The following is a 26404-nucleotide window of genomic DNA, read 5'->3' on the forward strand; positions in this document are numbered from 1 at the left end:
TTCTGCGGTCTCAGTCGGTTTGGTCGGACTTCTGCGCCAGCCTCGCCATCCCGTCGGTAAGACCCTCTGCGGAGGGACCCAACCGTGCAAGGAGCTCCTCCTGATACGACCGCGCCATTTCACTCAACTCCGTCATCATCTGGTGCCCGGCCTCAGTAAGAGTGAGAGTCACAAGCCGCCCATCGTCCGGGTTGGCTTCCTTGCGGATGTAGCCGGCCTCTTCCAACCGGGTTGCTGCGCGGGAAACCCGCGATTTGTCCATATCGACACGCCGGTGGATTTCCCGGACGCTGACCGGTCCGGAATGTGCCAGATGCGCCACGACCCGCCACTCCGGGCGTGAAATCCCGTACCGCTCGTGGTAGCGGCGCGAAAACTCGCGGCTCACCCGACCGGTGAGAACGGCGAGGCGATAGGGCAGGAAGGTCTCGAGGTCGAATGCGCTCACGGGGGGTCTCTTCTACAAGGTGCCCCTTTGCTGCGGCAAAGCCGCGAATACGTCAAGCGGGCTCGCCATTTCGCGACATTCCGGCCACGATAGAATGCGATCGCACATGAGTCCCCGAGGAGGTCCAATGACACCGGATTTCGCCCACAACCTCGCCGAGCGTCTCGCCGAGATCGAGGCCCAGGGTCTGATGAAGTACGAACGACCCATCGCCTCGCCGCAGGCCGGCCGGATCTCGGTTGATGGGCGCGAGATGCTGAATCTGTGCGCCAATAACTATCTTGGCCTTGCGGATGATCCTCGGCTCATCGCTGCCGCGAAAGCCTCGCTGGATCGCGACGGGTTTGGCATGGCCTCGGTGCGCTTCATCTGCGGAACCAAACCGATTCACAGGGAGCTTGAGCATGCGCTTGCGGACTTCCTGGGCAAGGATGACGCGATACTCTTCGCCGCCTGTTTCGACGCCAATGGAGGGCTGTTTGAGCCGCTGCTTGGGCCGGAGGATGCCATCATCTCCGACGCGCTGAACCACGCTTCGATCATCGACGGCATCCGTCTCTGCAAGGCGCGGCGCTATCGCTATTCCAACTCCGACATGGACGATCTGGAATCCCAACTTCGGACCGCGCGGGCAGAAGGTGCGCGGCACATCATGATCGCAACGGACGGCGTGTTTTCCATGGATGGGTACCTTGCGAGGCTGCCGGAGATCACCGCTCTGGCGGAACGCTATGAGGCGCTGGTCATGGTGGATGATTGCCATGCAACGGGATTCATGGGTCCGCAGGGGCGCGGCACACCGCATCACCATGGCGTCGCGCAGAAGGTGGACGTTGTGACCGGCACGCTTGGTAAGGCTTTGGGCGGCGCCATTGGGGGCTACATTGCCGGGCCGCAGGGCATGGTTGATCTCCTGCGGCAGCGAGCCAGACCCTATCTCTTCTCCAATTCGCTGCCCCCCTCCGTGGTGGCGGCCGGGATTGAGGCCTTGAAGATCGTCGAGGCGGGAGACGACATGCGCGCGAGGCTCTTCGACAACGCCGCCTATTGGCGAATGGGGTTGGAGCGGCTCGGTTTCGACCTGCTACCCGGCGAACATCCGATCATCCCCGTGATGCTGGGGGATGCCCGGCTCAGTCAGCAGATGGCAGCAGCGCTCTATGACTTGGGCGTCTATGTTGCCGGGTTCTTCTTCCCGGTGGTGCCGAAGGGGACGGCACGCATCCGGACCCAGATGAATGCCGCTCTCACCCGGGATAACCTGGACCAAGCGCTCGAGGCCTTCGCGCAGGCAGGCAAGGACAGCGGGGTGCTCGCATGACGACCACGTCAGGATCGGCCGCGGCCATCGCGCTCTACGAGGACCGTGCCGACATGCTCGCGGCGCGCTACGACGCGGTGCCGAACGAGCGGTTCTACGCTCCTGTGCGGCATCTGATCCCAATGCGCCCCTCCCGTGTCGCAGACATTGGCACCGCAACCGGTCGGGACGCGCGGTGGTTTGCCGACATGGGGCACAGCGTCGTCGCCGTCGATCCGGTCGCCGGGTTTCTAGACAGGGCGCGCCGGTCCGATACCAGGATCGACTGGGTTCGGGATGCGCTTCCCGACCTGCCGCGCCTCGTGGAACGGGGAGAAACATTCGATTTCATCAACCTGTCGGGCGTCTGGCAGCATCTCGACCCCGAGGAATGCGCCCGTGCAGCACCCGTGCTTCGCCGCATCGCTGCACCAAGCGCACTGTTGAACCTCGCGCTCCGCATCGGCCCGTCGCCACAGGGTCTGCCTGTCTTCCCGATCGATCCGAACGCGACCGCCGGTCTGTTCACGCAAGCCGGATTTGAGGAAGTGCTGCGTGCCGAGGTTGAATCGACCCAGGAGGCAAACAGGGCTGCCGGCGTCCGCTGGACTTGGCTCGTCCTGCGGGCCAAGGAGGGATGCAAATGACCCATGACATGAAGGCCCTCGCAAAAACGAAAGCCGCGCCCGGCCTCGACATGATCCGCGCCCCGATTCCCGAGATCGGGCCGGATGACGTGCTGATCAAGGTCCACAAGACCGGGATCTGCGGCACCGACATCCACATCTGGAACTGGGACGAGTGGGCGCAGCGCACCGTGCCTGTGCCGCTGGTGACGGGTCACGAATTCGCTGGTGAGATCGTGGAGATTGGTCGGCGGGTGGATGACCTGACCATCGGTCAGCGCTGCTCGGGCGAGGGTCACCTGATCGGCCATCATTCGCGGCAGGTCCGGGCGGGCAAGTTCCATCTGGACCCGGAAACCCGTGGTGTCGGGGTCAACGTGCCGGGAGCCTTCGCGGAATTCCTCTGTCTGCCTGCCTTCAATGTCGTGCCGCTGCCCGACGAGATCGATGACGAGATCGGCGCGATCCTCGATCCGCTGGGCAACGCGGTTCATACCGCGCTCTCCTTCGACCTCGTGGGTGAGGACGTGCTGATTACCGGTGCCGGCCCAATCGGGATCATGGCAGCCGCTGTCGCCCGGCACGTGGGGGCGCGTCATGTGGTGATTACCGATGTGAATCCGGACCGGCTGGCGCTGGCCGTGCAGGTCGCCGATGTGCGCCCGGTCAACGTGGCCGAGGAAGACCTACGGGATGTCATCGCCGAACTGGGTATGACGCAGGGGTTCGACATCGGGCTGGAGATGTCCGGCAATCAGGCGGCGCTGGATCAGATGGTGGAATCGCTCACCATGGGCGGGCGTATCGCCCTGCTCGGTATCCCTCCCGGCAAGTCGCCTGTCGATTGGTCGCGTATCGTCTTCAAGGCGATCACGATCAAGGGTGTCTATGGTCGCGAGATTTTCGAGACCTGGTACAAGATGATCGCCATGCTCCAGAACGGGCTGGAGGTTCGCAACGTGATCACGCACCGCTTCAGGGCGGCAGACTTTCGTGAAGGCTTCGAGACGATGCGCGGGGGATCTTCCGGCAAGGTGGTGCTCGATTGGACCTGAGTGACGGTTACTCAGCCGCGTGGCGCCGGTGCCCAGACCCAGATCGGTAGAGCGCGAGCAGCGGGGTCGGGTCGAGCCGCATCCTTCGCATCACGTTTTTCACGCGCCACAACATGTCCCATTCAAGCTTGGCCAGGGCGGGGTGGTGCGTCTTCCATATCCGTCGCCGGTGCAGCAGCCACCCGAGCCGCGATCTGCGAGACGAGGGGACCGGTACGTCGCCGAGCATTTCGAGCAGCAGGCGAGACTGCAATTCAAGCGCGAGCTCGAACTTCCAATGTCGGCATTTGCGGGCGATCCAGACCTGATCGAACCGGTTGGCCCCGGCCCTCGCCAGATCGGCGAGTTCGAGAAGGTAGCGCAAGTTGATATCGCCTTTCGACATGCCTTCGTCGTGCAGCATGTCGTGGGCGACGTTCATCACGAGTTGCAGCGTCAAGTCAGGGACACGGATCCGCGCAGCGCCAAAGGGCACCTCGCGCGTGCGCTCTTCCAATTCGCGTGGCGAGATGACCTCTGCCATGCGGTCGCCGAGGCGGAAATGCAGATCGACCGCGCCGACATCCTGCACCCGGTAGTAGCTGCCTGTGGAATGGCAATCGGCGCTGTCGGCAAAGACGTCATACCCAAGCCCGCGCAGAACGCGGTCCGCCACCTCGACCTCACCACGGTCAATAACGATGTCCAGGTCAGCCAGCATGCGCGCCACGTTTTCCACGGCCTCTGCCTCGGCAAGAACGGCGGCGCCTTTGATGGCAAGAGGCACGATTCCGGCCCGGTTCATCGCAACGGTGAGTTCTTCCAGCTGGGCCGCGAAGCGACTGTTGCGCTCCCCGTTGAGATGGAAGATCTCTTCAAGATAGGCAAGCGCCTCGGGCTCGACCGAACCGGCGACGGAGTCCCGACACAGTGAAAGATACAGGCGCGGTGTGATCAGATGCTCATTGGCCGTCGCAATACACTGCATCCAGTCGGTCTCGTCATTCACATCCCCGCGGATGCAAGCGGCGACCTGACCGAATGGAGATGTGCGTGGTAGATGACTTCCACGTGCCGTGGAGGGATCGTGAATCATATCAGATCCTTCCGGTTCGGGCCGGTCTGTGCCCAGACCTCGTTGATTCGCGCTACCCCGTCATCAAGATCACTGTAGGTCAGCTTGACGAAGTCGAGACCATCGGCGCACGCGGCCAGCGCATCGAAATCCTCTGACGTCATGCGCAGGTCGTTCGACCATGCGCCTTCGACGATAGTTGCAATGAATGAATCCTCGCCAAGCGGTTCGAGCTGTGCCGGTGCGTTGGTCTCGCGGTTAAGAACAACGGCGCACCGAACGCGCAGCGGTTGCGGGTCCGCAGAGGAAACGAGCGGCAGGTATTGGACGCACATCTGATCGTGCCGGACGAACCCAACATCTTCCTGAAGGTCCGGATGCAGGTGCGCCAGGATCGGCCATGCCCCGTCCTTCAAGGTGATGGGAAGCGGGATCGCTCGAACGGTTCCATCGGATTGCAAAGCCGCGAGATCGTCCCCCAACAAATCGAAACCGTGTGATGCAAGAGTTACGGAAAGCGTTGACTTGCCCGCACCGGGCGGGCCGACGATCAGCAAGGCTTCACCGTCCCGATGGAGCGTCGCCACGTGCAACGTGACACCCTCCGTCGCGCGCAAGGCAAGTTCGGTGATTGCCGATTTCAACCCGGGCCCGGCTTCTGTCCAACTGAACTCGTGGCTGTCCTCGCCACTCCGCGCAATTCCCACACCGTTCTCATGTTCGGTTACGATGATGTGTTTCTGTGCCGGCACCTGCGTTTCCAAATGCGAGAAAAGACCCCGCAACATCCGGTGTGCGCGATCGCCGGTGAAATGGATGCCGAGCCCGACGCCACAGATCGAAATGTTCGTGCGAGAGGTGATGCGGGCCGGGGATTTGCCAACCGAGATGAAATCGATTGCGCCAATCTCAGGGAGGTCATCGAGTATCGCCTGTGCATCGTAACCAATTGCATCGGCTTCTTCGGCGAGTTCTTCGACGCCGATGCCCCGTTCGATCAATGGCCAGAGGCGTTCAACCTGCGGACCGACGCCAAAAAGGTTCTGGCGTTCCGGCACGAACAAGTAGGGCGTTCCCTTTATTCGTGCGAGTCGGACGCCTTTTGCAGGAACGATGACGTAGTCCGGATCGGAAAAAAACGCACCAGACTTACTGGCTGGCTGTACGGCGGCACATAACATTGAACTCATCTCCACATTGAAACGTGCCCAATCAAACTCGATGGGGCACGTTTGCTAGGGTCAGTCGGCTACTGGCCTTATCGAAGCATCAGCGCTCTAGATGCCGTCGAATCCGCCACCGCCGCGGCCACCACGACCGCCACCGCCGCCGAAACCGCCGCCGCCGCCACCGTGGCCGCCACGCCCGCCGCCACCGTAGCCGCCACCACCGTGACCGCCACGACCGCCGCCACCATGTCCGCGTCTGGGACCTTTATCCCACCAGGATTCCGCACCGCCCGATTTCGCGACGTCCTGACCGGCCATTGCGGTCGAGAGCAGGAACGAGACTGTCGGAGGCGTCACAACTGCGTATTTGCCGGCTTTCGCGAGCATTTTACGGCGGGACGGCGACTGCAGCCCTTCGTCTTTTTCATGTTCGTTCATTGACTTTATCCATTCAAAAATTCATACCAAAATCAAAGCCCCACCCTCGTGGACCAGGCGATGATTTCCGATCGTTGCGAATTGAAGTGATTGGGTCAAGAATATTTGGAATTCCGCGTCATATTTTTAACTTATTCGTCGGAAATTGATTGTTTCTTCCCGAAATTTCTGGATAAGTTGCTGAAAATTAACGATCATATTTTCGCCACTATTGTCTCTATTTTGTAAACTAGAGCTTCGATTGTTTCCCGATTTGATATCTCCTTAGAAACAATCCTCGATATATCTCCCAATAGGTTCCCAGCGGAAACAAATCCTCCAGTCGTTCTGAATTACAATCGGCCATTTCGCTGCTGAGGCAAAAGGTCGGGTCATTGTGCGGGTTGCGATTCCGGACACCGCCGTGCGCGTTAGTCCTTGACATCGTTGCAAGTGCAACGATATGCGGTGGCAGCAACATTCTGACGTGCAGGAACCGTGAGGAGAACCAAATGACCCGCCACGATCTCCCCGAAGGCATGATCCGTGCCGCCTCGATCACCGGCCCGCATGAGGGATACATGCCGGGCTTTGGCAACGATTTCGAAACCGAGGCGCTCCCGGATGCGTTGCCCCAGGGGATGAACTCGCCGCAGAAGTGCAACTACGGCCTATATGGTGAGCAACTATCCGGAACCGCCTTTACCGCGCCGAGCCATCAGAACGAGCGCACGTGGTGCTACCGCATCCGCCCCTCGGTGAAACACTCCAGCCGCTATTCCAGGATCGACGTGCCCCATTGGCAGTCAGCGCCCAATGTCGTGCCGGACGTACAGTCGCTCGGCCAGTATCGGTGGGATCCGATACCGCACACTGATGTTCCGCTGACCTGGATCTCCGGAATGCGCACGATGACCACAGCGGGCGACGTGAACACCCAGGTTGGTATGGCGAGCCACATCTACCTCGTCACGGAGTCCATGACCGACGACTATTTCTTTTCGGCGGATTCCGAATTGCTTGTCGTGCCGCAGGAGGGCCGCCTGCGGTTTTCGACCGAACTCGGAATAATCGACCTGGAACCCAAAGAGATCGCCATCATCCCCCGGGGACTGCTGTACCGGGTGGAAGTGCTGGAAGGGCCTGCGCGCGGGTTCGTCTGCGAGAACTACGGGCAGAAGTTCGAATTGCCGGGGCGCGGACCAATCGGCGCGAATTGCATGGCGAACCGCCGTGACTTCAAGACGCCTGTTGCCGCGTTCGAAGACCGTGAAACTCCCTCGACAGTGACGATCAAGTGGTGCGGCCAGTTTCATCGCTGCGAGATCGGGCACAGCCCGCTCGACGTGGTCGCCTGGCATGGGAACTACGCACCCTGCAAATATGACCTCCGGACCTACTGCCCGGTTGGTGCAATCCTGTTCGACCACCCCGATCCCTCGATCTTCACAGTTCTGACGGCGCCGTCGGGCGTTCCGGGAACGGCCAATATCGACTTCGTTCTGTTCCGGGAGCGCTGGATGGTGATGGAGGATACCTTCCGCCCGCCGTGGTATCACAAGAACATCATGTCTGAGCTGATGGGCAACATCTATGGCCAGTACGACGCAAAGCCGAAGGGGTTCGTGCCGGGGGGCATGTCGTTGCACAACATGATGATCCCCCATGGGCCGGACAAGAACGCTTTCGAAGGGGCGTCGAATGTCGACCTGGGGCCGGAGAAGCTCGACAACACGATGTCGTTCATGTTCGAGACCCGCTTCCCGCAACATCTCACCGAGTTCGCGGGACAACAGGCGCCGTTGCAGGATGATTACATCGATTGCTGGAGCGATCTGGAAAAGAAGTTCGACGGTACGCCTGGCCGGAAGTGATCGGCCCAAGAAACGGCCGACGCTACCTGGGTTAAACCCGAGCGGCGTCGGTTTCTTTGGGTGTCAGGCTTTGACCGGCAGGACTGGTTCTCTTCCGGTCTCGGTCAGGAGCCACACATCCCGCCCCTCGATTACAACGGCGGAGAGGGGTCGGCCGTATCCGGCCCCGGTGTCGAGGTTCAGCCGATTGCCGCAATGCATGACTTCTTCGACGGGCGTATGGCCATGAACGATGAGCGGGCCGTGGTCGCGCGTGTCGGACAGGAACGGTTCCCTGATCCAGACCAGATCGTCACGTGACTGCTGGTCGAGCGGAATGCCCGGCCTGATCCCTGCATGGACGAACAGGCACGCGCCCTCCGAATATGGCGTTTCCAGACTGTCGAGCAGGGCAAGGTGCCGGGCCGGAACGGCCCGTTGGGCGTCCTCGTGAATTGCCTCGGCTGGCCGCTTGTCCGAAACGTCTACTCCATAGGACGCGAGTGTCTGCCGCCCGCCCAATGGAGGCGCGAGCCAGTCCAGATCGTCTCTGAGCTGGTCGCGGAGACGTTCGGGGTGCAGGAAACGTCGCATCATCCGGTCGTGGTTCCCAAGAAGGATGACATGTGGAGCGCCGGCTTCCCTGCAGTCCAGAAGGTAGTCTATGACTCCGCGCGTGTCTGGCCCACGGTCGGGCAGGTCTCCAAGGTGGACGACCGTGGCATCCGGATCGTTCACCGCGGACTTGTCCTCGGCAATTCGCCGATGCGCCAGCTTGAGCTTGTCGAGCTGACCGTGGATGTCTCCGATTGCGTAGGTTCGCATGATCCGCGCTCACAAATGCGGGCGCTCCGGTAGGGAGCGCCCGGGTGTCGGCTTGCATCCGGTTTGGCGGCCAAGCGGCCATTCGTCAAGCGACGGCGAACTCCAGCGGGCTTACATTGCGGAACAAGCCAGTCGCCTTGAGCTTGCCGATAACTTCCGGTGCAACGGGCGCGTCGACATAGAGTAGCGCGATGGCGTCCTTTCCCGGTTCAGAACGGCCAAGGGTGAAGTTGGCGATATTGACGCCGTTTTCGCCCATCGTTTGACCCAGCGTACCGATAATTCCCGGTACGTCTTCGTTGGTCGTGTAGAGCATGTGCGCGCCGATTTCCGCGTCGATGTTGATCCCCTTGATTTGGATGAAGCGCGGTTTTCCATCGGAAAAGACCGTGCCGGCGATGGAGCGTTCGCGCTGTTCGGTCACGACGGTCAGTTTAATGAAGGCATCGAAGACGCCCGACTTGCCCTGGGTTGTGCGCGAGACCTTCACACCGCGTTCGGCCGCCTGCAGCGGGGCGGAGACGAGGTTCACATCCGGATTGGACGCTTTCATCACCCCAGCGATGGCCGCGCAACCGAGTGCGTCGAGGTTCATCTCTGCAACCTTGCCGTCGTAGAGAATGTTGATCGCCTTGATCGGCTCTTCCGTCATCTGGCCAATGAATGCCCCAAGGTGCTCGGCCAGTTTGAGCCACGGTCCCATTACCTTGGCCTCTTCGGCGGTGACCGAAGGCATGTTCAGCGCGTTTTCCACGGCACCGGTGTTCAAGTAGTTCGACATTTGCTGCGCCACTTGCAGCGCGACATTCTCCTGCGCTTCGGTCGTGGAGGCGCCGAGGTGCGGCGTAACAACTACATTCGGCAAATCGAATAGCGGGTTTTCCTTCGCCGGTTCCTCGGCGAAGACGTCAAAGGCCGCACCGGCAACATGTCCGGATTTCAGCATCTCCGCCAGCGCCGCTTCGTCCACGAGGCCCCCGCGGGCGCAGTTGACGATCCGGACGCCCTTCTTGGTTTTGGCGAGGTTCTCTGCACTCAGGATATTCCGGGTTTTCTCGGTCAGGGGTACGTGAAGCGTGATGAAGTCGGCGCGCTGCAAAAGCTCGTCCAACTCCACCTTGGTCACGCCGAGCTTTGCGGCACGCTCGTCGCTGAGGAATGGGTCGTAGGCAACGACCTTCATGCGAAGGCCCACCGCGCGCTCGCAGACAATGCCGCCGATGTTGCCGGCGCCGATCACGCCCAGTGTCTTGCCGGTGAGTTCCACGCCCATGAACTTGGACTTCTCCCACTTGCCGGCGTGGGTCGACGCACTGGCTTCGGGGATCTGGCGCGCAACGGCGAACATCATCGCAATGGCGTGTTCGGCCGTGGTGATCATATTGCCATAGGGCGTGTTCATCACGATCACACCCTTCTTGGAGGCCGCCGTGATATCGACGTTGTCGACACCGATACCGGCGCGTCCGATCACCTTGAGGTTCGTTGCACGCTCAAGGACCTTCTCGGTCACCTTGGTTGCGGACCGGATGGCGAGGCCGTCGTAGTTGTGGATAAGCTCCAGCAGCTTTTCCGGCTCCTTGCCGAGCGTCGGCAGGAAATCCACCTCAATGCCATTGTCGCGAAAGATCTGGACGGCGGTTTCGCTGAGCTTGTCGGAAACGAGAACTTTGGGGGCCATATCAGGCACTCCTGTCTGAATAGGGAGAGACGGGGGGGGGGGCGGCGCCCCCCCCGGTGCATGCAGTGCTCGACGGGATCAGGCGTCGGCCAGTTGGGCGTTCATCTCGGTTTCGAAAGCCCAGACCAGCCATGGCACGAGTGCTTCGACGTCCGTGGTCTCGACCGTCGCGCCGCACCAGATGCGCAGGCCCGGAGGTGCATCGCGATAGGCGCCGAGGTCGTAGGCAACGCCTTCGGCATCCAGCCGCTTGGCCACGGCTTTCGCGAAGGCTGCGCCGTCCTTGATCCGGTCGTCGGTGAACTTGAGACAAACGCTTGTGTTGGACCGAACCGCGGGGTCGTCTGCAAGGAAATCGATCCAGTCGTTCTCGGCGACGAATTTCTCGATCACGGCGGTATTGGCGTCGGCGCGGGCAATCAGGCCCGCCAGCCCGCCCACGGATTTCGCCCAGGCCAGTGCGACGAGGTAATCCTCAACCGCCAGCATCGACGGGGTGTTGATCGTTTCGCCCCGGAAGATGCCCTCGATCAGCTTTCCACCCTTGGTCAGGCGGAAGATCTTCGGCAGCGGCCACGACGGCGTGTAGCTTTCGAGCCTTTCCACGGCGCGCGGGCTAAGGATCAGAACGCCATGCGCGGCTTCGCCGCCCAGCACTTTCTGCCAGGAGAACGTGGTCACATCGAGTTTGTCCCACGGAAGGTCCACCGCGAAGGCGGCAGAGGTTGCGTCGCAGATCGTCAGTCCCGACCGGTCTGCGGGGATCGCATCGCCGCTCGGCAGGCGCACACCTGACGTCGTGCCGTTCCAGGTAAAGACAACATCGCGGTCAAAATCCACCTCGGCCAGATCGACGATGTCGCCATACTCGGCGGTTCTCACCGTGGCATCGAGCTTCAGTTGCTTAACCACATCGGTCACCCACCCGGCGCCGAAGCTTTCCCAGGCCAGCATCTCCACCGGGCGCTCGCCCAGCAGCGACCACATCGCCATTTCCATCGCTCCGGTGTCGGACGCAGGAACGATTCCGATGCGGTAATCGGCGGGAATGCCAAGAACCTCGCGTGTCGTCTCGATGGCATCCTTGAGCTTCGCCTTGCCGATGGCGGCGCGATGTGAGCGGCCGAGGGCAGCGTCCTTCAGGGCGTCGAGCGTGAACGTGGGGGGTTTGGCACAGGGGCCCGAGGAGAAACGGGGGTTCGCCGGCCGCGCAGCCGGAGATTGAGTCGCCATTGGTGCTATCCTTCCAGATATATGCCCCTCGTTGGGGAGGGGTGTCCCGGGGCCGCTCATACGTCGCACGTGGTTGGTCTGGCAAGTCGCAATATCGGCGGGAACGGAGAGTTCGGCATCAAATGGCGACGGACGTGTTCACTATCGGAAACGTGCCCTGGCTGACTACAGGGATACCCGTGTCACCGCTCGGCAACGGCAAGGGGTGGCGAACGCCGCGCGTTCCTGCTTTATGCGCGTCGACTCGAACAAGCCGGAACGCGCCATGTATATCGTCACGTTGCTGACCGATCCCGCGACACCTCGTCTGGACCCTTCGTTCGTGTCCGCGCTTCGCACCGCCTGGGGCGGAGGCGCGGCACGCGCGTTATCGCCAGGTGTCGCGGTCGAGTTTCCGGTGCCGGATCTGCCATCGAACCGCTGGCAGGTCTGGGACGACATGCAACGCCTCGGTATCGACCTGGTGGTTCAACCGGCCGACAACCGCCGCAAACGGATGCTGTTGGCGGACATGGATAGCACGATGATTGGCCAGGAGTGCATCGACGAACTTGCCGATGAGGCCGGTGTGGGCGCCCGGGTCAAGGAGATCACCGCGCGGGCCATGAACGGTGAGCTGGATTTCGAGGGCGCGCTGCGCGAACGTGTCGGGTTGCTCAAGGGACTCCCCGAAACCGTGATCGGGAAGGTGCTGGCCGAACGCATCACGCTGACGCCGGGTGGGCGCGAACTGATCGCCACGATGAAGGCGTCCGGTGGCTATACAGCGCTGGTTTCCGGGGGATTCACGGCCTTCACGTCTCAGGTGGCGGCGGATCTTGGCTTTGACGAGAACCGGGCGAACCTGCTGCTCGTCGAGGACGGCCGACTGACCGGCGAGCCAGCGGAACCGATCCTTGGCAAGGAGGCGAAGGTTGCCGCCCTGAAGGAAATCGCCGCGCGGCTCGGGATTTCTCCCGACGACGTGCTCGCGGTGGGCGATGGGGCCAACGACCTCGGCATGCTGCATCTGGCAGGTACCGGTGTGGCGCTTCATGCAAAGCCCAGCGTTGCTGCCGAGTGCGATATCCGGATCAACCACGGAGACCTGACAGCGCTGCTCTTCATCCAAGGCTATGCGGCCGAGGATTTCGTCGCAGCACGCTAGGTCCATGGCCGGCCGTTCCTCACGGAAATTTGTTTACAAAATTGTTAATTAACGGTTGTGCTAAATAAATGAATGTCGCAGGTTGGGCGTATGACACGCCTGACTGACACATTTGCCGCCCTTGCCGACGAAACCCGCTTTGCCATCGTGGAGCGCTTGCTTGAGGCCGGGGCACGTTCCGCCGGCGAGCTTGCGGATGTCGCGCCCATATCCGCGCCCGCGATCTCTCGCCATCTCAAGGTGCTGCGCGAGGCCGGTGTCATCGACCAGCGCGTACAGGGCAGCCGGCGGATCTATTCGGCCAATCCGGCGGCGATCCGGGCGATTTCAGACTGGACCGTTTCGCATCGCACCTTCTGGGAAGGTGGTCTCGAACGGCTCGCAAAGGCATTGAAGGAAGAGGAGACAGACAATGGAAACGCTTGAAGATGTCCGGCTGGAACGGGTTTTTCCGGTCAGCGCGGAAGTTCTATTCCGCTTCATCAGCACGCCGGAAGGGCTGACAAGTTGGTGGGGCCCGGAAGGATTGTCAGTGCCGGAGCACGACCTCGATTTCTCCCGCAAGGGGCCGTGGTTCTCTGTCATGGTCAATGGCGAGGGGCAACGTTTCAAGGTCTCCGGCCACGTGACTCACGTGGACCCGCCGAAGTCGGTGGGATTCACGTGGGCCTGGCATGACGACGCGGACCGCCGCGGTTTCGAAAGCCACGTGACCTTCACGGTGACGGAAACCGACCGCGGCGCGCATTTGGTCATCGACCACCGCGGCCTGCCGGACACGGAGGCCGCCGAGAACCACACGAAAGGCTGGACCTCGTCGCTCGTCAAACTCGAGCGCCTGGCTGTTTGACATCGGATTTTCCACGCATCTCAACAGGAAAGGAAATCGGGATGCCCAAGTATGTATTTGCCTATCATGGCGGAAAGAAACCAGAGAGCGCCGAAGAGGGTGCGAAGGTCATGGCGGAGTGGCAGGCCTGGTACGAAGGGATGGGCGCGTCCGTCGTGGATGGCGGGAACCCGGTCGGGAAATCCTATACTGTTCACTCCGGCGGTGTGGACGAGAATGGCGGCGCGAACCCGCTTTCAGGCTACACCCTGATCAATGCCGACGACTACGAATCCGCAATCGCCCACGCCAAGGGATGTCCAATGGTGAAGGACGGCAGCGGCTCGGTCGAAGTGGCTGAAGCGATCGACATGTAGATCAATCGAAGACGCCGGGCACCGGCTGCATCTGGCCGGTGTCCAGCCCGCGCCGGCTGAGGACACGCGGGTCGAGAAATCTCGTAACCTCGGGGTGGTGGCGTTCCAGAACACCCAATGCCACAAGAATAGCCGCAATGGCGCATTCGCTGGCGCGCGTTGTCCCGTCTTCGATCTTGACTGCCACGCCGAGTTGCCGCTCGGGCAGGATCGCGACGAAGAACCCTTCTGCGCCGGTCTTCACTGCGCCGGCACCGCGCAGGGCCCGCATTAGTTCGGTGCAGGCGCGTCCTTCGCCAGCCACGAGATCGGGGTGGGACATCATTGCAGCGACCAACCTTGCTTGCGCTGACTGCCGCGTCCCCATTCCCTCCCTTGCAGCGGCAAAACCGGCCATGGCGCGTGCGACACCGGTGAGCGTGGCGGCGAAATTCGGCGCCGAGCAACCGTCGATCCCGAAGCCGGGGCTGGTTTCTCCCGTGACCTCTTCCCATGTCGCCCGCACGGCACTCTGAACGAGGTGGCCTGGGTCGATATACTCCGGCCCCGCACCCATGTACTTGGTGAGGGTCAGAAAGCCACTGTGCTTGCCGGAGCAGTTGTTGTGCAGTTGGCAGGGGCGTTCGTCGGCGCATAGCAAGTGCTTCAATGCCGCCCGATCCTCCGGTTCCTGTGGGCCGCAGCGCAGATCGGCGTCCGAAAGACCGAGGTCCGCAAGCCAGCGGGCCACGCGAGATGTGTGGATCGCCGCGCCGCTGTGGCTGGCGCAAGCCAATGCGAGGTGTTCGGTACCGAGGCCCGCCGCGTCTGCCGCGCCGCTTTCCACCAACGGCAAGGCCTGGACCATCTTCGCAGAGGACCGCGGGAGGACGACCTTGTCGATATCGCCCCAGGCGCGAACGACCTCGCCACGGGCATTGCAGACAACCGCATTCCCCCGATGCACGGATTCGCGGAACCCGCCACGCCAGAATTCCACCATTTCCACCGCTGGCATTGGGCCGCTCCTCACGCAAAATTCCGCCGGGAGGGCTTCACCCGCCCGGCAAATCTGCGTTACCATGCGAGACAGCAGGTTGAAATTCCTTCCGCGATCCGAAGAGTCCCCAGCCAGGGACCGTACGCGGTAGATGTGAGGCAGAGACAGCTGGAGGCTGTGAACGACATGATTTCCCGGATTACGACCGGCGTACTGGCCGGTACCATGCTCTTTGCGGGCGCGGCGATGGCGCAGGAATCCACCAATCGCGTTGCCGCAAAGACGGATTGGAGCGTCTTCGTGGAGTCCGACCCCACGGAATGCTGGGGCGTTTCCTCGCCCAAGACAACGGTCAACACCAAGGACGGCAAGCCCGTGTCGGTGAATCGCGGTGACATTCTGCTCTTCGTAACCTACCGGCCCAACGTGTCCGGCGAGGTTTCGTTCACGGGTGGATATCCTTTCGCCGGTGGTTCGACCGTGACGGTAGAGGTCGGTGGTTCAAGCTATGAGTTGTTCACCGACGGCGAATGGGCCTGGCCGGCCTCGCCCGAAGATGACGCCAAGCTTGTGACGGCGCTGAAACGCGGCTCTGAAGCGGTGCTCACCGGGCGTTCGTCGCGCGGGACGACGACAAAGGATACGTTCTCCCTGATGGGTTTCACGGCGGCGATGGAAGAGGCGGAGAAGCGCTGCGCAGAGTGACGCTGGAAGCATCTGCCACGCGTTGCCTTGCCAAGACAGCCGACCCCGTCCTTACCGGGCGTTGCGATTGACGGTGCGCACGTCCCGGACCCACCTCGCTCAGAGATTGTCTTCGACGCGGAGCCCATGCGGAATTGCGTCGCGACCGTCCAGTATCAGATCGGCCACGACCTGAGACACCTTCGGCGCCATTCCGAAACCGATCTTGAAGCCCCCGTTCGCAACAAAATGCCCCGGGCGCTTTGGCCAATAGCCCAGCATCGGCGCACGGCTGCGCGCACGCGGACGCAGACCGGCCCATGTGCCGATGACCGGCGCAGTCGCGAGCGCCGGGCAGGCGGCCCGTGCACGTTCAACAACGGCGTCGATCTGTGAATCCGTCGTGTCCGGCTCCGTGAACTCGCGTTCGGTGGTCGATCCTATTGCAACCGTACCATCCATGTGCGGGATCGCATGGACCGAATCGGCGAGGTACTGTGGCGCATGTGGGCGGTCGAGTTGCAGCAGGGCTGCTTGCCCCTTGATCGGAACGCCGACCGTCTTCCCGAGATCCGCGCTCAGATCGGCCAAGCCCCAGTGCCCCGTCGCCCAGCGAACCGCTCCCTCGTCGTCGCCGTCGCCAAAAACGATCTCTCCCCCCAAGGCGGAAATCCCCGCCGCCAATGCCTTCGCGGCGTTGCGCGGGTGAAGCCGTGCGCTCAGCGTATCATGGATGAGCCAGCCGGTCGGACTGTGCGGCGCCCAGTCTCCGAATGTCTCTGACCGCACCACGGACCAACGCGCCTTGCCTTGCCAGAGCGTTTCGGCCTCTGTTCCGCGCGCGCGCGCCCGTTCCAACGCTGCGTCGTCGAGGATTGGCTGCAAACGCCCGCTGCGCAGGTAGCCCGGATCTTCGCCCGAGGTCGCGGCGACGTCGGCCCAGAATTTCTCGGCCATGACCAGGCTTTCGAACTGAAACGCCTTCTTCGGATTCCACAGTTCCGGCACATGCGGCGCCAGCGCACCGACCAGCCCGCCGGACGCGCCGGCCCCCAGTTTTTCCCGCTCTATCAACCGTATTTTCGCGCCACGACGGCACATCTCCCAGGCGCAGGCCAGGCCGAAAATGCCGCCGCCGCGCACGGTCACGTCGATCCTTGCCAAGACCTTTCCTCTCGCCCATGCTCCGCGCGTTTCAAGAGAGGTCTAGACCACGTGCAGATGAGTGACCAGATCGACCGACCGACCTGGCGGGCGGGCGACGTGCCGGTTTCGGCGCGGTTCGATGATCCCTACTACTCGCTGGAGGACGGTCTCGCGGAGACACGGCATGTTTTCCTTGCAGGAAACGACCTTCCAACGCGCCTTCGACCGGGTTTTTTCGTCGCGGAACTGGGTTTCGGCACTGGCCTGAACCTCCTCGCATTGGCCGAGTGCGCGTCTTCGGCCGGTGTGAGCGGCGTCCGGTATTGTGGCTTCGAGGCCTATCCGCTGCCACGAGAAGATCTGACCCGTGCGCTCGCAGCGTTCCAGACGCTTTCGCCATGGCGCGACGCGCTCCTGGACGTGTGGAACCCGGATGGCTTTGAGGCGGTGGTCGGGCCAGTGGAGGTTCGGATGATCCGCGGCGATGCCCGTGCCACCTTGGCCACATGGGACGGCGCGGCGGACGCGTGGTTCCTCGATGGCTTTGCCCCGGCGCGGAATCCGGAGCTCTGGGAAGCAGGCTTGATGGCAGAGGTCGGCCGCCACACGCGGCCGGGTGGCAGTTTCGCCACCTACACGGCTGCCGGTGCCGTCCGCCGCGCGCTGGCCGCGGCCGGATTTGCCGTGGAACGACGCCCGGGGTTCGGCCGGAAGCGTCACATGAGCGTCGGGCGTCTCGAAGGATGACGACGCAGACCGCCAACCCGCGTCTTGGCGTGCTGCTGATGGTGGTGACGACCTTCGTCTTCGCCGTGCAGGACGGTATCTCGCGTCATCTGGCGGGAGAGTACAACGTCCTCATGGTGGTGATGATCCGCTACTGGTTCTTCGCGGCATTCGTTCTCACGGTCACGTCGCGGCGGGCCGGCAGTCTGCGGGCCGCGGCCGCCACACGGCAACCGCTGCTGCAGATCGGGCGCGGCGTCCTGCTGGCGCTGGAAATCGTCGTTACGGTGCAGGCGTTCGTATTGCTGGGTCTGGTTGAGGCGCACGCGATTTTTGCTTGCTATCCGCTGATCATCGCGGCGTTGTCGGGGCCGTTCCTGGGGGAGCGCGTCGGGTGGCGGCGATGGCTGGCCATCGCGGCGGGGTTCGTCGGCATTCTCGTCATTTTGCAGCCGGGACGCGCAGTGTTTTCCCCCAATGCCCTCTACGCCCTCGTGGCGGCGCTCATGTTCGCGCTCTACGGCCTTTTGACCCGTTTCGCGGCACGTCTGGACAAATCGGCGACAAGTTTCTTTTGGACGGGTGTCGCGGGGGCTGTCGTCATGACCATCGCGGGAGCCGCCCATTGGGAGCCGATGAGCGGTGCCGACTGGGGGTGGATGGCAACGCTGTGTCTGACCGGTGCGCTCGGACACTACATGCTCATTCGCTGCTACGAAGTTGCCGAGGCGAGTGCGGTGCAGCCCTTCGCGTACCTTCAGCTCGTCTTCGCGAGCACGATCGGCTTTGCCGTGTTTGGCGACCGTGTGGAACCGAATGTCGTCCTTGGAGCGGTGATTGTCATCGGTGCGGGGCTGTTTACGCTCTGGCGCGAGCGTGTGAAGCGCTGACTGCGCTCGCGGCGTGCCGCACCAGACGATCCTTGTCAGTTCGGAAATGGCGCCGCCGGCGGTCTCCCGCCCCCGGGTCAGCGCCGCATGCGGCTTGACCGGTGTTGGGCCGGGCTGCGCCATGGGCGCAGATGCACTTGGGCGACCGTCGCGACGGTCTCCGGAGCTTTCGACGGGCTCAGCCCTTGCGGAGAAACTCTGTTATTTCCACCGGGCCGGGGTCTGTCTTGTTCGACAGCCGCGCGCGGTAAACGATGATGCTCTCTGCAACTCGCATCACGTAGTTTCTCGTCTCTCGGAACGGGATCATCTCAACCCAGTCGACCACGTCCACTTTCTCAGTGCGCGGATCGCCAAACCGCGCAACCCAATCCACGGATCTGCCCGGCCCTGCGTTATATCCGGCCGAAACCAGGACCGGCGCGTCGCCGAACACCTCCAGCAGTCCCGCCAAGTAGGCGGTTCCGAGGGTGACATTGTAAGCGGGATCCCGCGTCAGCCCGTCGCGGTCATACGGAACGCGCAATTCCGCCGACACATCACGGGCAGTGCCGGGCATGATCTGCATCAATCCGCGAGCGCCGGCCGGGCTCACGACGACCGGGTCGAATTCGCTTTCCCGGCGGGCGATGGCGAGCGCGAATTCGGTTGGCACTGGCAGCTCGTGTTGCAGCAATGGGCTGAGCGGGAAATAGGCGTCAGGAAGGATGACGCCGCTGCTTGCGGCGCGCTTGCCAACCATCAATGCGATATGGGTTTCACCCTTGTCTAGCAGGAGCCTTGCAAGTGCGCCGACGTCCTGCCGAGGCAGGCCCTCTGCGAGATGCGTGAAGAAGCGTTCGGCCAACACGGCATCACCGGCTTCCAAAAGCAGGAGCCCCGCCGTCAGCACCGAATTCTGGTGCAGATTGCTGGCCTCGATGTCCGGGAACTCTTCCCCGCCTGCGAGACCCGGATCAAGCGGCAGGCCGGCCGCTTCCGCCGCCAGAAGTCCATAGTAGCTCGTTTGATATTTCGCGCCCTCGGCGAAAGCAGCGGTGGCGCCCTCTGAGTTGCCGAGGTCGGCCAATGCCCGCCCGCGCCAGTATCCCGCACGTCCCAAGCTGATCGGGGTACGCACTGCGGCCGCAAACCGATCGAAATGCAGCAGGGCCAGTTCGGGGTCGTCGAGAAACCGCAACGCAATGAATCCCGCCAGCCACTCAAGATCGGCGAAATGGGATCCTTCCACGAGGAAGTGCTGGCTGGCCAGCGAATACGCTTCTGCCGGCTTTTTTTCCCGCAGGAGGCGCCGTGAATAGATCCGGCGCCAGTTCGCCCACTTCTCCGGGCGGCCAAGCGCGTCCGGTGTCGTTGATCGCGCCGCCATCAATGCGATGGCATCCTCGCTGCGTCCTTTTCGGACGCGCCAGTTAAACCGCTCGTATGCGAGTCCCGCGTCCCCCGACAGCGCCTCGGGCACGGCTTCTATTCGTGAATCCACGCCTGGGGCTTGTGCGGCGAGAGCCAGGCGCGCCTCCGCCAGTTTCTGCCAGCCTTCGGGCACGCGAGGCAACATCCGACGCGCGGCATTGATCTCGCCCTGCCACAACAGATCGTCGAGACGCGCGGTGTGGTGCTGTCGAAGCAAGTCCCGGAACAGACCAAGTAGCACGTCTTCCGTTTCGGGTGACAGCGTGCGTGTGCGCCAGGCCAAAACGGCAACCGCCTCGGCGTCTCCCTGATGACCCATGGCCAGATGCGCCTGCACCAACCTGACAACGCCGGTGCCTGTCTGCGGCAATCTCTCCTCGAAATACGCAAGAACCTCCTTCGGTTCCGCGTCTTCCGGGATCGATCCCTCGCCACGGGTGTGCATCAGCGGCAGGCCCGGCCAATCCGGTCGCCTGGCAAGGAAATCGCGATACGCATCGAATGGTGCCTGTCCGCCCTGCCGCAATCGGTGCCATTCAACGAGATCACGCCCGATCTCGCCGGCCGGACGGGCCGCCAGGGAAGCCCCACGCCAATTCTGCGCGGGTATCTGCGCGAGTGCTGCGGCCAGAGCTTCGCCCTGCGTCGATTGGGCCGCCGCGCCCTGCAGCGGAAGCCAGAGGGTCAGAAATGCGAGGAGGAGACGTCCCAAGTGCGCGATCCGGGTTCGGGAAGGGTAAAGCGGGTCCGAAAGACCCTAGCCATCACACCGGCGTGCGCAACTCACAAACTTGGCAAGTTCGACAGGTACCTATAGGGTCCGCCGCGTTTTGTACGAAGCGACTCGGCCATCCCGGCCGCCACGGACGCGCGGAATCGCGCGGGAAACGGAGGAAATCATGTTCAAAGGCTCAATTCCCGCTCTGGTCACGCCGTTCAAGGACGAGAAACTGGACCTTGGCGCAATCGATGCGCTGGTGGAATGGCAAATAGGGCAGGGCAGCAACGGATTCGTGCCCGTCGGAACAACCGGCGAGAGCCCGACGCTCAGTCACGCCGAGCACGGCGAGGTTGTGGCGCGCGTGGTCAAGGCGGCCGCTGGGCGGGTGCCGGTCATCGCTGGCGCGGGGTCGAACAACACTGCCGAAGGCGTCGAACTGATCCGGCATGCCGAATCCGTCGGGGCCGATGCCGCTCTGGTTGTCACACCCTACTACAACAAGCCGACGCAAGAGGGGCTCTACGCGCATTTCAAGGCGATGCACGACGCCTGCGGTTTGCCGATCATCATCTACAATATTCCGGGCCGGTCGGTGATCGACATGTCCCCCGCCACGATGGGTCGCCTGGCAGAACTCCCGCGCATCGTCGGCGTGAAGGATGCGACCGGCGACGTCACGCGGGTGAGCAAGCAGCGGCAGACCTGCGGAGCGGATTTCGTCCAACTCTCCGGTGAGGATGCCTCGGCGCTTGGTTTCAATGCCCACGGCGGTCAGGGATGTATCTCGGTCACTGCGAATGTTGCGCCGAAGCTATGCGCCGAATTCCAGGCCGCGACTCTCGCTGGTGACTACGCCACGGCGCTCGAATACCAGGATCGCTTGATGCCGCTGCACACCGCGGTGTTCCTGGAGCCGGGTCTTGCCGGCGCCAAGTATGGGCTGTCGCTGCTCGGCAAGTGCTCCGAAGAGGTTCGGTTGCCGTTGGTCGGCCTGTCGGAAGCCACCAAGACCGCCATCAATGACGCCATGGTCTTTGCGGGTCTGATCGACTGAATCGCCGCAGAGCTACTGCACGCGCCGTGAAAGGTATTTCGCGGCGCGCGTTCCCTTTCAAGGAGACGGTCGATGGAGGTTGTAGCCGGGGGGGGCCTCTGCGGTGATATCCGGTTTGAAGCGTTGGGGCAGCCGCTTCGCGTCGGTATCTACCACTGTCTCGAATGCCGCAAACACCACGGTGCAGTGATTTATGCGGCAGCGGTGTTCCGGGCTGTGAATGTCACGGTCCGGGGTGAAACCCGGAGCTTCAACGGCCGGCATTTCTGCCCACGGTGCGGTTCATCCGTCTTTGCGCGGAGTGGCGAAGACATCGAAGTTCACCTAGGCAGCTTTGACGAAACCGACCGGTTCATACCGACCTACGAGCTTTGGGCGACCCGCCGCGAAAGCTGGTTGCCCGCGTTCCCCGTCCGCTCCTACGAGAGGGATCGCGACGAGAATCGTCCGTCCGAGACGTAACCGGCGGTACGGGACCGCCAGGATTCCTGTTGTTTTGCGTCGTCACGGTCGACCGGGTTCAATCGCGCTTGGAACTTGCCCGGCGAACGCCTATATCCGGCGCCGATGGCCAAACCGAAGGACAATCCGAACTACAAGGTGATCGCCGAGAACAGGCGGGCACGCTACGACTACGCGATCGAGGACGATCTTGAGTGCGGTATCGCGCTGACGGGATCCGAGGTGAAGAGCCTGCGCACCGTATCGGCCAATATCGCGGAGAGCTATGCGGCCGTCGAGGAAGGCGAATTGTGGTTGGTCAACAGCTACATCGCGCCTTACGAGCGCGCCATGTTCGGTCACGAAGAGCGCCGTCGGCGCAAGCTACTCGTTTCGCGCAAGGAACTCTCCCGGTTGTGGAACGAAACGCAGCGGAAAGGCATGACCCTTGTTCCACTGGTGCTCTATTTCAACCACAAGGGCATCGCGAAGCTGAAGATCGGTATCGCCAAGGGCAAGAAGACGCAGGACAAACGCGCGACAGAGGCAAAGCGGGACTGGAACCGTCAGAAGCAGAGGTTGTTGCGGCACGGCGAATGACGCCGTTGCGCAGTACCAGCTTTCTGCGTGCACTGGATTGGCCAAACATCGTTGGGAGTTGTGGGATTTTTGCGCTAGGATCGGATTGTACCGATCCCATAAATTCGTGCGTTCTTCACAAAAATCCTTTCGGAAGTGGACTCCCATGGAACTCCTTATCTCTCTGCTTTCCGGTGCGGCCGGTGGCAATATCGCAGGCGCTCTGCTCAAGAACCAAAGCCTCGGAACCCTCGGCAATTCGATCGCCGGTATACTCGGCGGTGGAATCGGTGGTCAGATCCTGTCCATGCTCGGCGCCACGGGGGCCGCGGCAGACGCGGCCGGTGGTGGTCTCGACCTCGGCAGCATCCTCGGCTCGGTGGCCTCGGGTGGGGTCGGTGGTGGCGTGCTCATGGTAATTGTCGGCATCATCAAGCAGATGATGGCCAAGTCGTAGCAACACGCGTGTGGCCGGCCCTGCAAAACTGGCATGGCCGGGCCGCCCCGGGTTTGGCTTGCGTCCCGGCGCTGCCGAAGGTAGCCCTTTCTGACGACATGCGCGTATGGAGGGGCGGATGTACAAGGACGATCCCAGGACGCTCGTCAGCACCGCGTGGCTGGCAGCACATCTGAACGATCCGGATCTCAGGGTTCTGGACGCATCCTGGTACCTGTCCGCCATGAACCGGGATGCGCGAGCGGAGTACGAGGCGAGCCACATCCCCGGCGCCCGTTTCTTCGATATCGACGAGATCAGCGACAACAGGTCGGAACTTCCGCATATGGTTCCACCGGCGGAAAAGTTCATCAGCCGGATGCGAAAGCTCGGCGTTGGCGATGGGCACCAGGTTGTCGTTTATGACGGGTTGGGCCTTTTTTCGGCGGCTCGTGTGTGGTGGCTTTTCCGCCTGATGGGGCATTCCGACATTGCGGTGCTCGATGGTGGATTCCCGAAATGGTCGGCCGAAGGGCGACCGGTTGAGGATGTGCCGCCAGTCATTCGAGACAGGCACATTACGGTCCGGCGACAAGCGCATATGGTTAAGGACGTCACGCAGGTTGCCCGGGCCGTCAAGCTCCGGGACTGGCAGATCGTCGACGCCCGCAGCCCCGAGCGTTTCCGAGGAGAGGAGCCGGAGCCGCGTCCTGGCCTGCGGTCAGGGCATATCCCGGGATCTTTCAACGTTTATTGGGCCGACCTTGTGAACGACGACGGTACGGTAAGGCCGCCGGCGGAGCTGCGTCAGCTGTTCACGGCGGCCGGCATGGACATTGAGCGCCCGGTGATAACGACCTGTGGTTCCGGCGTGACGGCCGCGGCGCTCAGCCTCGCGCTCGCCCTGTTGGGGAATTCGCAAACGGCGGTCTACGACGGATCGTGGTCGGAGTGGGGCATGTATCCCGATCTGAAAGTGGAAACCGGATGAGCGTGACACCGGCCGGAACGGAGCTTCGATATACGGTCACGTGGCTGGAGATGGCAGAGCCGCCGACCTACGCTTGGCCGGTCCAGCCCGCGGGCGCACCGGCCTCCCTGCTCAAGGCGGAAGAACCTCCTGTCTGGTTCTTTCTCGGTCTCTACGATGCGGTCGGTCGAGATTACGCTTGGGAGGACATGCATGATCGCAGCGAGGACGACCTCGCGCGCTGGCTGTCGCACCCGGATACGGCACTCTACACGCTCATGCACAAGGGATGGCCGCACGGGTTCTTCATGCTCGATCATCGCAAGCCCGATGTTTGCGATTTGGCCTATTTCGGGCTCGTTCCGCAGGCGATTGGCCGTGGTCTGGGCCGGTTTTTGCTGCAGAGTGCGGTTCTCACGGGGTGGTCCCGAGAGGGCGTCAGCAAGATGACGCTGAATACCAACACGCTCGATCACCCCCGTGCGCTCGGCCTCTACCAGCGCTGCGGATTCGTGCCGGTGCGCCGAAGCGATCACTCGCGGGTACTGAAACGTCCGCTCGACAGCAGTCGCGTCCCCACCTGAGCCCGGACATGTTCGAGAACCACGTCGCGCCGCCACCTGACCCGATCCTGCGGGTAATGAAGGAGTTCGCTGACGATCCGCGCCCGGAGAAGATCGACCTCGGTGTTGGCGTCTATCGGACTCCTGACGGACGAACGCCGGTCATGCGCGCGGTCAAACTTGCGGAACGACGGTTGCTGGAGAGCCAGACGAGCAAAGGCTACGTGGCGCTGGCGGGTGACTCAGGGTTTCACGACGCGCTGCGCAACCTGGTTCTGGGGGATTGTGTGCACGCCAGTCGGATCGCGGCGCTCGCCACGCCGGGCGGAACGGGTGCCGTCCGCCACGCATTCGAATTGGTGCGCAGCATTCGCCCGGAAGCCAGGGTCTGGGTTCCCGACCCCACGTGGCCCAACCACGAGGCAATTCTCGAAACGTTGGGGATGCCCTGGCGGCGGTACAAGTACTATCGGCCTGAAACGGGCGCGCTCGACCGGAGCGGCTTGCTATCGGATCTTGCCACGGTTCGCGAGGGCGATATCGTTCTGCTCCACGGATGCTGTCATAATCCAACGGGTGCCGATCTGGTCCTGCCTGCGTGGGAAGATATTGCGTCGGTGCTGGCCAGCCGAGGCGCCGTTGCGATGGTCGACCTCGCCTACCAGGGTTTCGGCGAGGGTCTGACGGAGGACGTTGCCGGCCTGCGTCTGCTCTGCCGGCAGGTTCCGGAAGTCCTGATCACGGTTTCCGCGTCGAAGAATTTCGGCCTCTACCGGGATCGCGTGGGGCTGTTGCTTGTGCAATGTACGACGCCTGAGGCCGCTGAAGCGGTGCAAGGGAGCCTCGCGTGGCTCAATCGCCAGTCCTACGCCTTTCCTCCGGACCACGGTGCGCGGGTGGTCACCGAGATCCTGTCGGATCCGGACCTTCGCGCGGTCTGGGAGGGGGAGTTGACGGAAATGCGCACCGGCGTCATCGGGTTGCGCCGTGCGCTGGCCGATGCTTTGGCTGACGATTTCGGCTCCGACCGGTTTGGCTGGCTGCGTGCCCAAAATGGCCTGTTCTCCCGACTGCCGGCGACATCCGAGCACGTGGCCGCCCTTCGACGCGACCATGCGCTCTACGTGGTTGGAGACGGACGCATCAACGTAGCGGGGTTGACGCCGGACACGATCGTACCGGTCGCGCGGGCGATCGCGTCAGTTCTGGGCTGATCGCAGCGGATTGCGTTTCTTCCAATCGTGTCGCGAATTCCAATGGCACCACGCGCCGTGGCCGAAAAGGAATATTTGCCGCATACCTTATGGATTGACCGGCAACGCGGCGTGACGCAACCCTCAATCGGCAATGCCTCCCAAACCCAACTGGAGATATCCGATGGACATCGAAACGACTCCGACTGGCGACTTGGAGACCTGGACGGTCGAGGAAGTGGCCAAGGCGTTCCGCGCTGGAGAAATCGTCCTGATCGACGTGCGTACGATTCAGGAATACGCCTTCGAGCATATTCGTGGCGAACTGCTATTGCCGCTTCCCTTCCTGGAACCTGAGCGGTTGCCGTCTCAGGACGGCAAGAGGATCGTGTTCCACTGCGGGTCCGGTGTCCGTTCCGAGAAGGTCGCGCGAATGGCACTGGCTGCGGGAATCACGCCAGTGGCGCACATGCAGGGCGGTTTTGCGGCGTGGAAACAGGCGAACGAAGCCTACATGGGCACTGACATAGCCACCGGGAATTCGGTGCGCGTACCTGGAAAGGACGGCTGACTACCACAGCATCATGCAGAATAG

At 62.5% G+C, this 26404-nt stretch carries 29 protein-coding genes; 19 read left to right on the forward strand and 10 right to left on the reverse strand.

All coding sequences use genetic code 11. The annotated features are described in order from the left end of the window. Positions 1 to 10 precede the first annotated feature (10 nt). Positions 11 to 448 carry a MarR family winged helix-turn-helix transcriptional regulator gene (locus ARC39_RS17970; protein WP_068116218.1) on the reverse strand — a complete coding sequence of 146 codons (438 nt, stop codon included), beginning with the start codon at positions 446 to 448 and terminating at the stop codon, positions 11 to 13. A 127-nt stretch (positions 449 to 575) separates the two neighbouring features. On the opposite strand from ARC39_RS17970, the gene ARC39_RS17975 reads away from it, so the two are divergent. From ARC39_RS17975 to tdh, 3 genes are read left to right on the forward strand one after another with little or no spacing between them, the layout of a single operon-like run. Further along, complete coding sequence (locus ARC39_RS17975; RefSeq protein WP_068116219.1) at positions 576 to 1769, forward strand: glycine C-acetyltransferase; 1194 nt, start codon at positions 576 to 578, stop codon at positions 1767 to 1769. Further along, entirely contained in the window at positions 1766 to 2395 is a 630-nt protein-coding gene (locus ARC39_RS17980) for a class I SAM-dependent methyltransferase (RefSeq protein ID WP_068116220.1), read from the forward strand. Before ARC39_RS17975 ends, ARC39_RS17980 begins: the two co-directional genes overlap by 4 nt. A gap of 8 nt (positions 2396 to 2403) precedes the next feature. Next, on the forward strand, positions 2404 to 3429 hold the full coding sequence (gene tdh / locus ARC39_RS17985) for an L-threonine 3-dehydrogenase (protein ID WP_149866485.1): 1026 nt from the start codon (positions 2404 to 2406) through the stop codon (positions 3427 to 3429). 7 nt (positions 3430 to 3436) lie between these two features. Here tdh and ARC39_RS17990 read toward each other — a convergent pair whose 3' ends face one another. From ARC39_RS17990 to ARC39_RS25685, 3 genes are all read right to left on the reverse strand, one after another. After that, the gene (locus tag ARC39_RS17990; RefSeq protein WP_068116222.1) at positions 3437 to 4504 is read right to left on the reverse strand and encodes a nucleotidyltransferase family protein; all 1068 of its coding nucleotides are present in this window, start codon (positions 4502 to 4504) and stop codon (positions 3437 to 3439) included. Further along, positions 4501 to 5664 carry a hypothetical protein gene (locus ARC39_RS17995; protein WP_149866478.1) on the reverse strand — a complete coding sequence of 388 codons (1164 nt, stop codon included), beginning with the start codon at positions 5662 to 5664 and terminating at the stop codon, positions 4501 to 4503. The genes ARC39_RS17990 and ARC39_RS17995 overlap by 4 nt, the downstream gene beginning before the upstream one ends. A 96-nt stretch (positions 5665 to 5760) precedes the next feature. After that, positions 5761 to 6090 carry a hypothetical protein gene (locus ARC39_RS25685; protein ID WP_149866479.1) on the reverse strand — a complete coding sequence of 110 codons (330 nt, stop codon included), beginning with the start codon at positions 6088 to 6090 and terminating at the stop codon, positions 5761 to 5763. 491 nt (positions 6091 to 6581) lie between these two features. On the opposite strand from ARC39_RS25685, the gene hmgA reads away from it, so the two are divergent. After that, on the forward strand, positions 6582 to 7943 hold the full coding sequence (hmgA, locus tag ARC39_RS18005) for a homogentisate 1,2-dioxygenase (protein ID WP_068116224.1): 1362 nt from the start codon (positions 6582 to 6584) through the stop codon (positions 7941 to 7943). A 63-nt stretch (positions 7944 to 8006) separates the two neighbouring features. Here hmgA and ARC39_RS18010 read toward each other — a convergent pair whose 3' ends face one another. From ARC39_RS18010 to ARC39_RS18020, 3 genes are all read right to left on the reverse strand, one after another. Continuing rightward, on the reverse strand, positions 8007 to 8747 hold the full coding sequence (locus tag ARC39_RS18010; RefSeq protein ID WP_068116225.1) for a metallophosphoesterase: 741 nt from the start codon (positions 8745 to 8747) through the stop codon (positions 8007 to 8009). A gap of 85 nt (positions 8748 to 8832) precedes the next feature. Beyond that, complete coding sequence (gene serA, locus ARC39_RS18015; protein ID WP_068116226.1) at positions 8833 to 10428, reverse strand: phosphoglycerate dehydrogenase; 1596 nt, start codon at positions 10426 to 10428, stop codon at positions 8833 to 8835. A 78-nt stretch (positions 10429 to 10506) separates the two neighbouring features. After that, positions 10507 to 11661 (reverse strand): phosphoserine transaminase, encoded by a 1155-nt coding sequence (locus tag ARC39_RS18020; protein ID WP_068116227.1) that lies wholly within the window; start codon positions 11659 to 11661, stop codon positions 10507 to 10509. A gap of 265 nt (positions 11662 to 11926) precedes the next feature. Between ARC39_RS18020 and serB the strand changes: the two genes are divergently transcribed. The 4 genes from serB to ARC39_RS18040 all read left to right on the forward strand — a co-directional run bounded on the left by serB (position 11927) and on the right by ARC39_RS18040 (position 14014). Beyond that, entirely contained in the window at positions 11927 to 12808 is an 882-nt protein-coding gene (gene serB, locus ARC39_RS18025) for a phosphoserine phosphatase SerB (RefSeq protein ID WP_068116303.1), read from the forward strand. A 90-nt stretch (positions 12809 to 12898) separates the two neighbouring features. Next, a complete protein-coding gene (locus ARC39_RS18030) occupies positions 12899 to 13234 on the forward strand; it encodes an ArsR/SmtB family transcription factor (protein WP_068116228.1) in 336 nt (111 codons plus the stop codon). Further along, on the forward strand, positions 13221 to 13658 hold the full coding sequence (locus tag ARC39_RS18035) for an SRPBCC family protein (protein ID WP_068116229.1): 438 nt from the start codon (positions 13221 to 13223) through the stop codon (positions 13656 to 13658). Before ARC39_RS18030 ends, ARC39_RS18035 begins: the two co-directional genes overlap by 14 nt. Positions 13659 to 13699: 41 nt before the next feature. Next, entirely contained in the window at positions 13700 to 14014 is a 315-nt protein-coding gene (locus ARC39_RS18040; protein ID WP_068116230.1) for a YciI family protein, read from the forward strand. Between the two features lies 1 nt (position 14015). On the opposite strand, the gene ARC39_RS18045 is transcribed toward ARC39_RS18040, so the two are convergent. Then, complete coding sequence (locus ARC39_RS18045; RefSeq protein WP_068116231.1) at positions 14016 to 15011, reverse strand: asparaginase; 996 nt, start codon at positions 15009 to 15011, stop codon at positions 14016 to 14018. Positions 15012 to 15179: 168 nt separating this feature from the next. Between ARC39_RS18045 and ARC39_RS18050 the strand changes: the two genes are divergently transcribed. Continuing rightward, entirely contained in the window at positions 15180 to 15698 is a 519-nt protein-coding gene (locus ARC39_RS18050) for an invasion associated locus B family protein (RefSeq protein WP_068116232.1), read from the forward strand. Positions 15699 to 15797: 99 nt separating this feature from the next. Here the strand turns inward: ARC39_RS18050 and ARC39_RS18055 are convergent, their stop codons facing one another. Continuing rightward, positions 15798 to 16841 (reverse strand): NAD(P)/FAD-dependent oxidoreductase, encoded by a 1044-nt coding sequence (locus ARC39_RS18055; RefSeq protein ID WP_068116233.1) that lies wholly within the window; start codon positions 16839 to 16841, stop codon positions 15798 to 15800. Positions 16842 to 16898: 57 nt separating this feature from the next. Between ARC39_RS18055 and mnmC2 the strand changes: the two genes are divergently transcribed. Both mnmC2 and ARC39_RS18065 read left to right on the forward strand, forming a co-directional pair. Continuing rightward, positions 16899 to 17570 carry a tRNA (5-methylaminomethyl-2-thiouridine)(34)-methyltransferase MnmC2 gene (gene mnmC2, locus ARC39_RS18060; protein ID WP_068116234.1) on the forward strand — a complete coding sequence of 224 codons (672 nt, stop codon included), beginning with the start codon at positions 16899 to 16901 and terminating at the stop codon, positions 17568 to 17570. After that, on the forward strand, positions 17567 to 18439 hold the full coding sequence (locus ARC39_RS18065) for a DMT family transporter (protein WP_068116235.1): 873 nt from the start codon (positions 17567 to 17569) through the stop codon (positions 18437 to 18439). Before mnmC2 ends, ARC39_RS18065 begins: the two co-directional genes overlap by 4 nt. Before the next feature lie 178 nt (positions 18440 to 18617). Here the strand turns inward: ARC39_RS18065 and ARC39_RS18070 are convergent, their stop codons facing one another. Then, positions 18618 to 20564, reverse strand: coding sequence for a lytic transglycosylase domain-containing protein (locus ARC39_RS18070; RefSeq protein ID WP_236545303.1), 1947 nt, complete (start codon positions 20562 to 20564; stop codon positions 18618 to 18620). Between the two features lie 187 nt (positions 20565 to 20751). On the opposite strand from ARC39_RS18070, the gene dapA reads away from it, so the two are divergent. The 8 genes from dapA to ARC39_RS18110 all read left to right on the forward strand — a co-directional run bounded on the left by dapA (position 20752) and on the right by ARC39_RS18110 (position 26380). Then, positions 20752 to 21627, forward strand: coding sequence for a 4-hydroxy-tetrahydrodipicolinate synthase (gene dapA / locus ARC39_RS18075; protein ID WP_068116237.1), 876 nt, complete (start codon positions 20752 to 20754; stop codon positions 21625 to 21627). Positions 21628 to 21699: 72 nt separating this feature from the next. Then, the gene (locus ARC39_RS18080) at positions 21700 to 22089 is read left to right on the forward strand and encodes a GFA family protein (RefSeq protein WP_068116238.1); all 390 of its coding nucleotides are present in this window, start codon (positions 21700 to 21702) and stop codon (positions 22087 to 22089) included. A gap of 105 nt (positions 22090 to 22194) precedes the next feature. Next, the gene (gene smpB, locus ARC39_RS18085) at positions 22195 to 22668 is read left to right on the forward strand and encodes an SsrA-binding protein SmpB (RefSeq protein WP_068116239.1); all 474 of its coding nucleotides are present in this window, start codon (positions 22195 to 22197) and stop codon (positions 22666 to 22668) included. Positions 22669 to 22813: 145 nt separating this feature from the next. Then, positions 22814 to 23104, forward strand: a complete 291-nt coding sequence (locus ARC39_RS18090) for a DNA methyltransferase (protein WP_068116240.1) — start codon at positions 22814 to 22816, stop codon at positions 23102 to 23104. 118 nt (positions 23105 to 23222) lie between these two features. After that, positions 23223 to 24074, forward strand: coding sequence for a 3-mercaptopyruvate sulfurtransferase (sseA, locus tag ARC39_RS18095; RefSeq protein WP_068116241.1), 852 nt, complete (start codon positions 23223 to 23225; stop codon positions 24072 to 24074). Then, positions 24071 to 24637: a GNAT family N-acetyltransferase gene (locus ARC39_RS18100; protein ID WP_068116242.1), complete on the forward strand. Its 567-nt coding sequence runs from the start codon at positions 24071 to 24073 to the stop codon at positions 24635 to 24637. Before sseA ends, ARC39_RS18100 begins: the two co-directional genes overlap by 4 nt. 8 nt (positions 24638 to 24645) lie before the next feature. Beyond that, positions 24646 to 25830 carry an amino acid aminotransferase gene (locus tag ARC39_RS18105; protein WP_068116243.1) on the forward strand — a complete coding sequence of 395 codons (1185 nt, stop codon included), beginning with the start codon at positions 24646 to 24648 and terminating at the stop codon, positions 25828 to 25830. Positions 25831 to 25993: 163 nt separating this feature from the next. After that, positions 25994 to 26380 (forward strand): rhodanese-like domain-containing protein, encoded by a 387-nt coding sequence (locus tag ARC39_RS18110; protein WP_068116244.1) that lies wholly within the window; start codon positions 25994 to 25996, stop codon positions 26378 to 26380. Positions 26381 to 26404 lie beyond the last annotated feature (24 nt).

Source organism: Tropicimonas marinistellae (genome assembly GCF_001509585.1).
Taxonomy (GTDB): domain Bacteria; phylum Pseudomonadota; class Alphaproteobacteria; order Rhodobacterales; family Rhodobacteraceae; genus Tropicimonas; species Tropicimonas marinistellae.

Bases quoted from the DNA above. Each gene is read 5' to 3' on its own strand.
- ARC39_RS17975 (WP_068116219.1), top strand. From the start codon at position 576: ATGACACCGGATTTCGCCCACAACCTCGCCGAGCGTCTCGCCGAGATC.
- ARC39_RS17980 (WP_068116220.1), top strand. From the start codon at position 1,766: ATGACGACCACGTCAGGATCGGCCGCGGCCATCGCGCTCTACGAGGAC.
- tdh (WP_149866485.1), top strand. From the start codon at position 2,404: ATGAAGGCCCTCGCAAAAACGAAAGCCGCGCCCGGCCTCGACATGATC.
- ARC39_RS17990 (WP_068116222.1), bottom strand. From the start codon at position 4,504: ATGATTCACGATCCCTCCACGGCACGTGGAAGTCATCTACCACGCACA.
- ARC39_RS17995 (WP_149866478.1), bottom strand. From the start codon at position 5,664: ATGTTATGTGCCGCCGTACAGCCAGCCAGTAAGTCTGGTGCGTTTTTT.
- ARC39_RS25685 (WP_149866479.1), bottom strand. From the start codon at position 6,090: ATGAACGAACATGAAAAAGACGAAGGGCTGCAGTCGCCGTCCCGCCGT.
- hmgA (WP_068116224.1), top strand. From the start codon at position 6,582: ATGACCCGCCACGATCTCCCCGAAGGCATGATCCGTGCCGCCTCGATC.
- ARC39_RS18010 (WP_068116225.1), bottom strand. From the start codon at position 8,747: ATGCGAACCTACGCAATCGGAGACATCCACGGTCAGCTCGACAAGCTC.
- serA (WP_068116226.1), bottom strand. From the start codon at position 10,428: ATGGCCCCCAAAGTTCTCGTTTCCGACAAGCTCAGCGAAACCGCCGTC.
- ARC39_RS18020 (WP_068116227.1), bottom strand. From the start codon at position 11,661: ATGGCGACTCAATCTCCGGCTGCGCGGCCGGCGAACCCCCGTTTCTCC.
- serB (WP_068116303.1), top strand. From the start codon at position 11,927: ATGTATATCGTCACGTTGCTGACCGATCCCGCGACACCTCGTCTGGAC.
- ARC39_RS18030 (WP_068116228.1), top strand. From the start codon at position 12,899: ATGACACGCCTGACTGACACATTTGCCGCCCTTGCCGACGAAACCCGC.
- ARC39_RS18035 (WP_068116229.1), top strand. From the start codon at position 13,221: ATGGAAACGCTTGAAGATGTCCGGCTGGAACGGGTTTTTCCGGTCAGC.
- ARC39_RS18040 (WP_068116230.1), top strand. From the start codon at position 13,700: ATGCCCAAGTATGTATTTGCCTATCATGGCGGAAAGAAACCAGAGAGC.
- ARC39_RS18045 (WP_068116231.1), bottom strand. From the start codon at position 15,011: ATGCCAGCGGTGGAAATGGTGGAATTCTGGCGTGGCGGGTTCCGCGAA.
- ARC39_RS18050 (WP_068116232.1), top strand. From the start codon at position 15,180: ATGATTTCCCGGATTACGACCGGCGTACTGGCCGGTACCATGCTCTTT.
- mnmC2 (WP_068116234.1), top strand. From the start codon at position 16,899: ATGAGTGACCAGATCGACCGACCGACCTGGCGGGCGGGCGACGTGCCG.
- ARC39_RS18065 (WP_068116235.1), top strand. From the start codon at position 17,567: ATGACGACGCAGACCGCCAACCCGCGTCTTGGCGTGCTGCTGATGGTG.
- dapA (WP_068116237.1), top strand. From the start codon at position 20,752: ATGTTCAAAGGCTCAATTCCCGCTCTGGTCACGCCGTTCAAGGACGAG.
- ARC39_RS18080 (WP_068116238.1), top strand. From the start codon at position 21,700: ATGGAGGTTGTAGCCGGGGGGGGCCTCTGCGGTGATATCCGGTTTGAA.
- smpB (WP_068116239.1), top strand. From the start codon at position 22,195: ATGGCCAAACCGAAGGACAATCCGAACTACAAGGTGATCGCCGAGAAC.
- ARC39_RS18090 (WP_068116240.1), top strand. From the start codon at position 22,814: ATGGAACTCCTTATCTCTCTGCTTTCCGGTGCGGCCGGTGGCAATATC.
- sseA (WP_068116241.1), top strand. From the start codon at position 23,223: ATGTACAAGGACGATCCCAGGACGCTCGTCAGCACCGCGTGGCTGGCA.
- ARC39_RS18100 (WP_068116242.1), top strand. From the start codon at position 24,071: ATGAGCGTGACACCGGCCGGAACGGAGCTTCGATATACGGTCACGTGG.
- ARC39_RS18105 (WP_068116243.1), top strand. From the start codon at position 24,646: ATGTTCGAGAACCACGTCGCGCCGCCACCTGACCCGATCCTGCGGGTA.
- ARC39_RS18110 (WP_068116244.1), top strand. From the start codon at position 25,994: ATGGACATCGAAACGACTCCGACTGGCGACTTGGAGACCTGGACGGTC.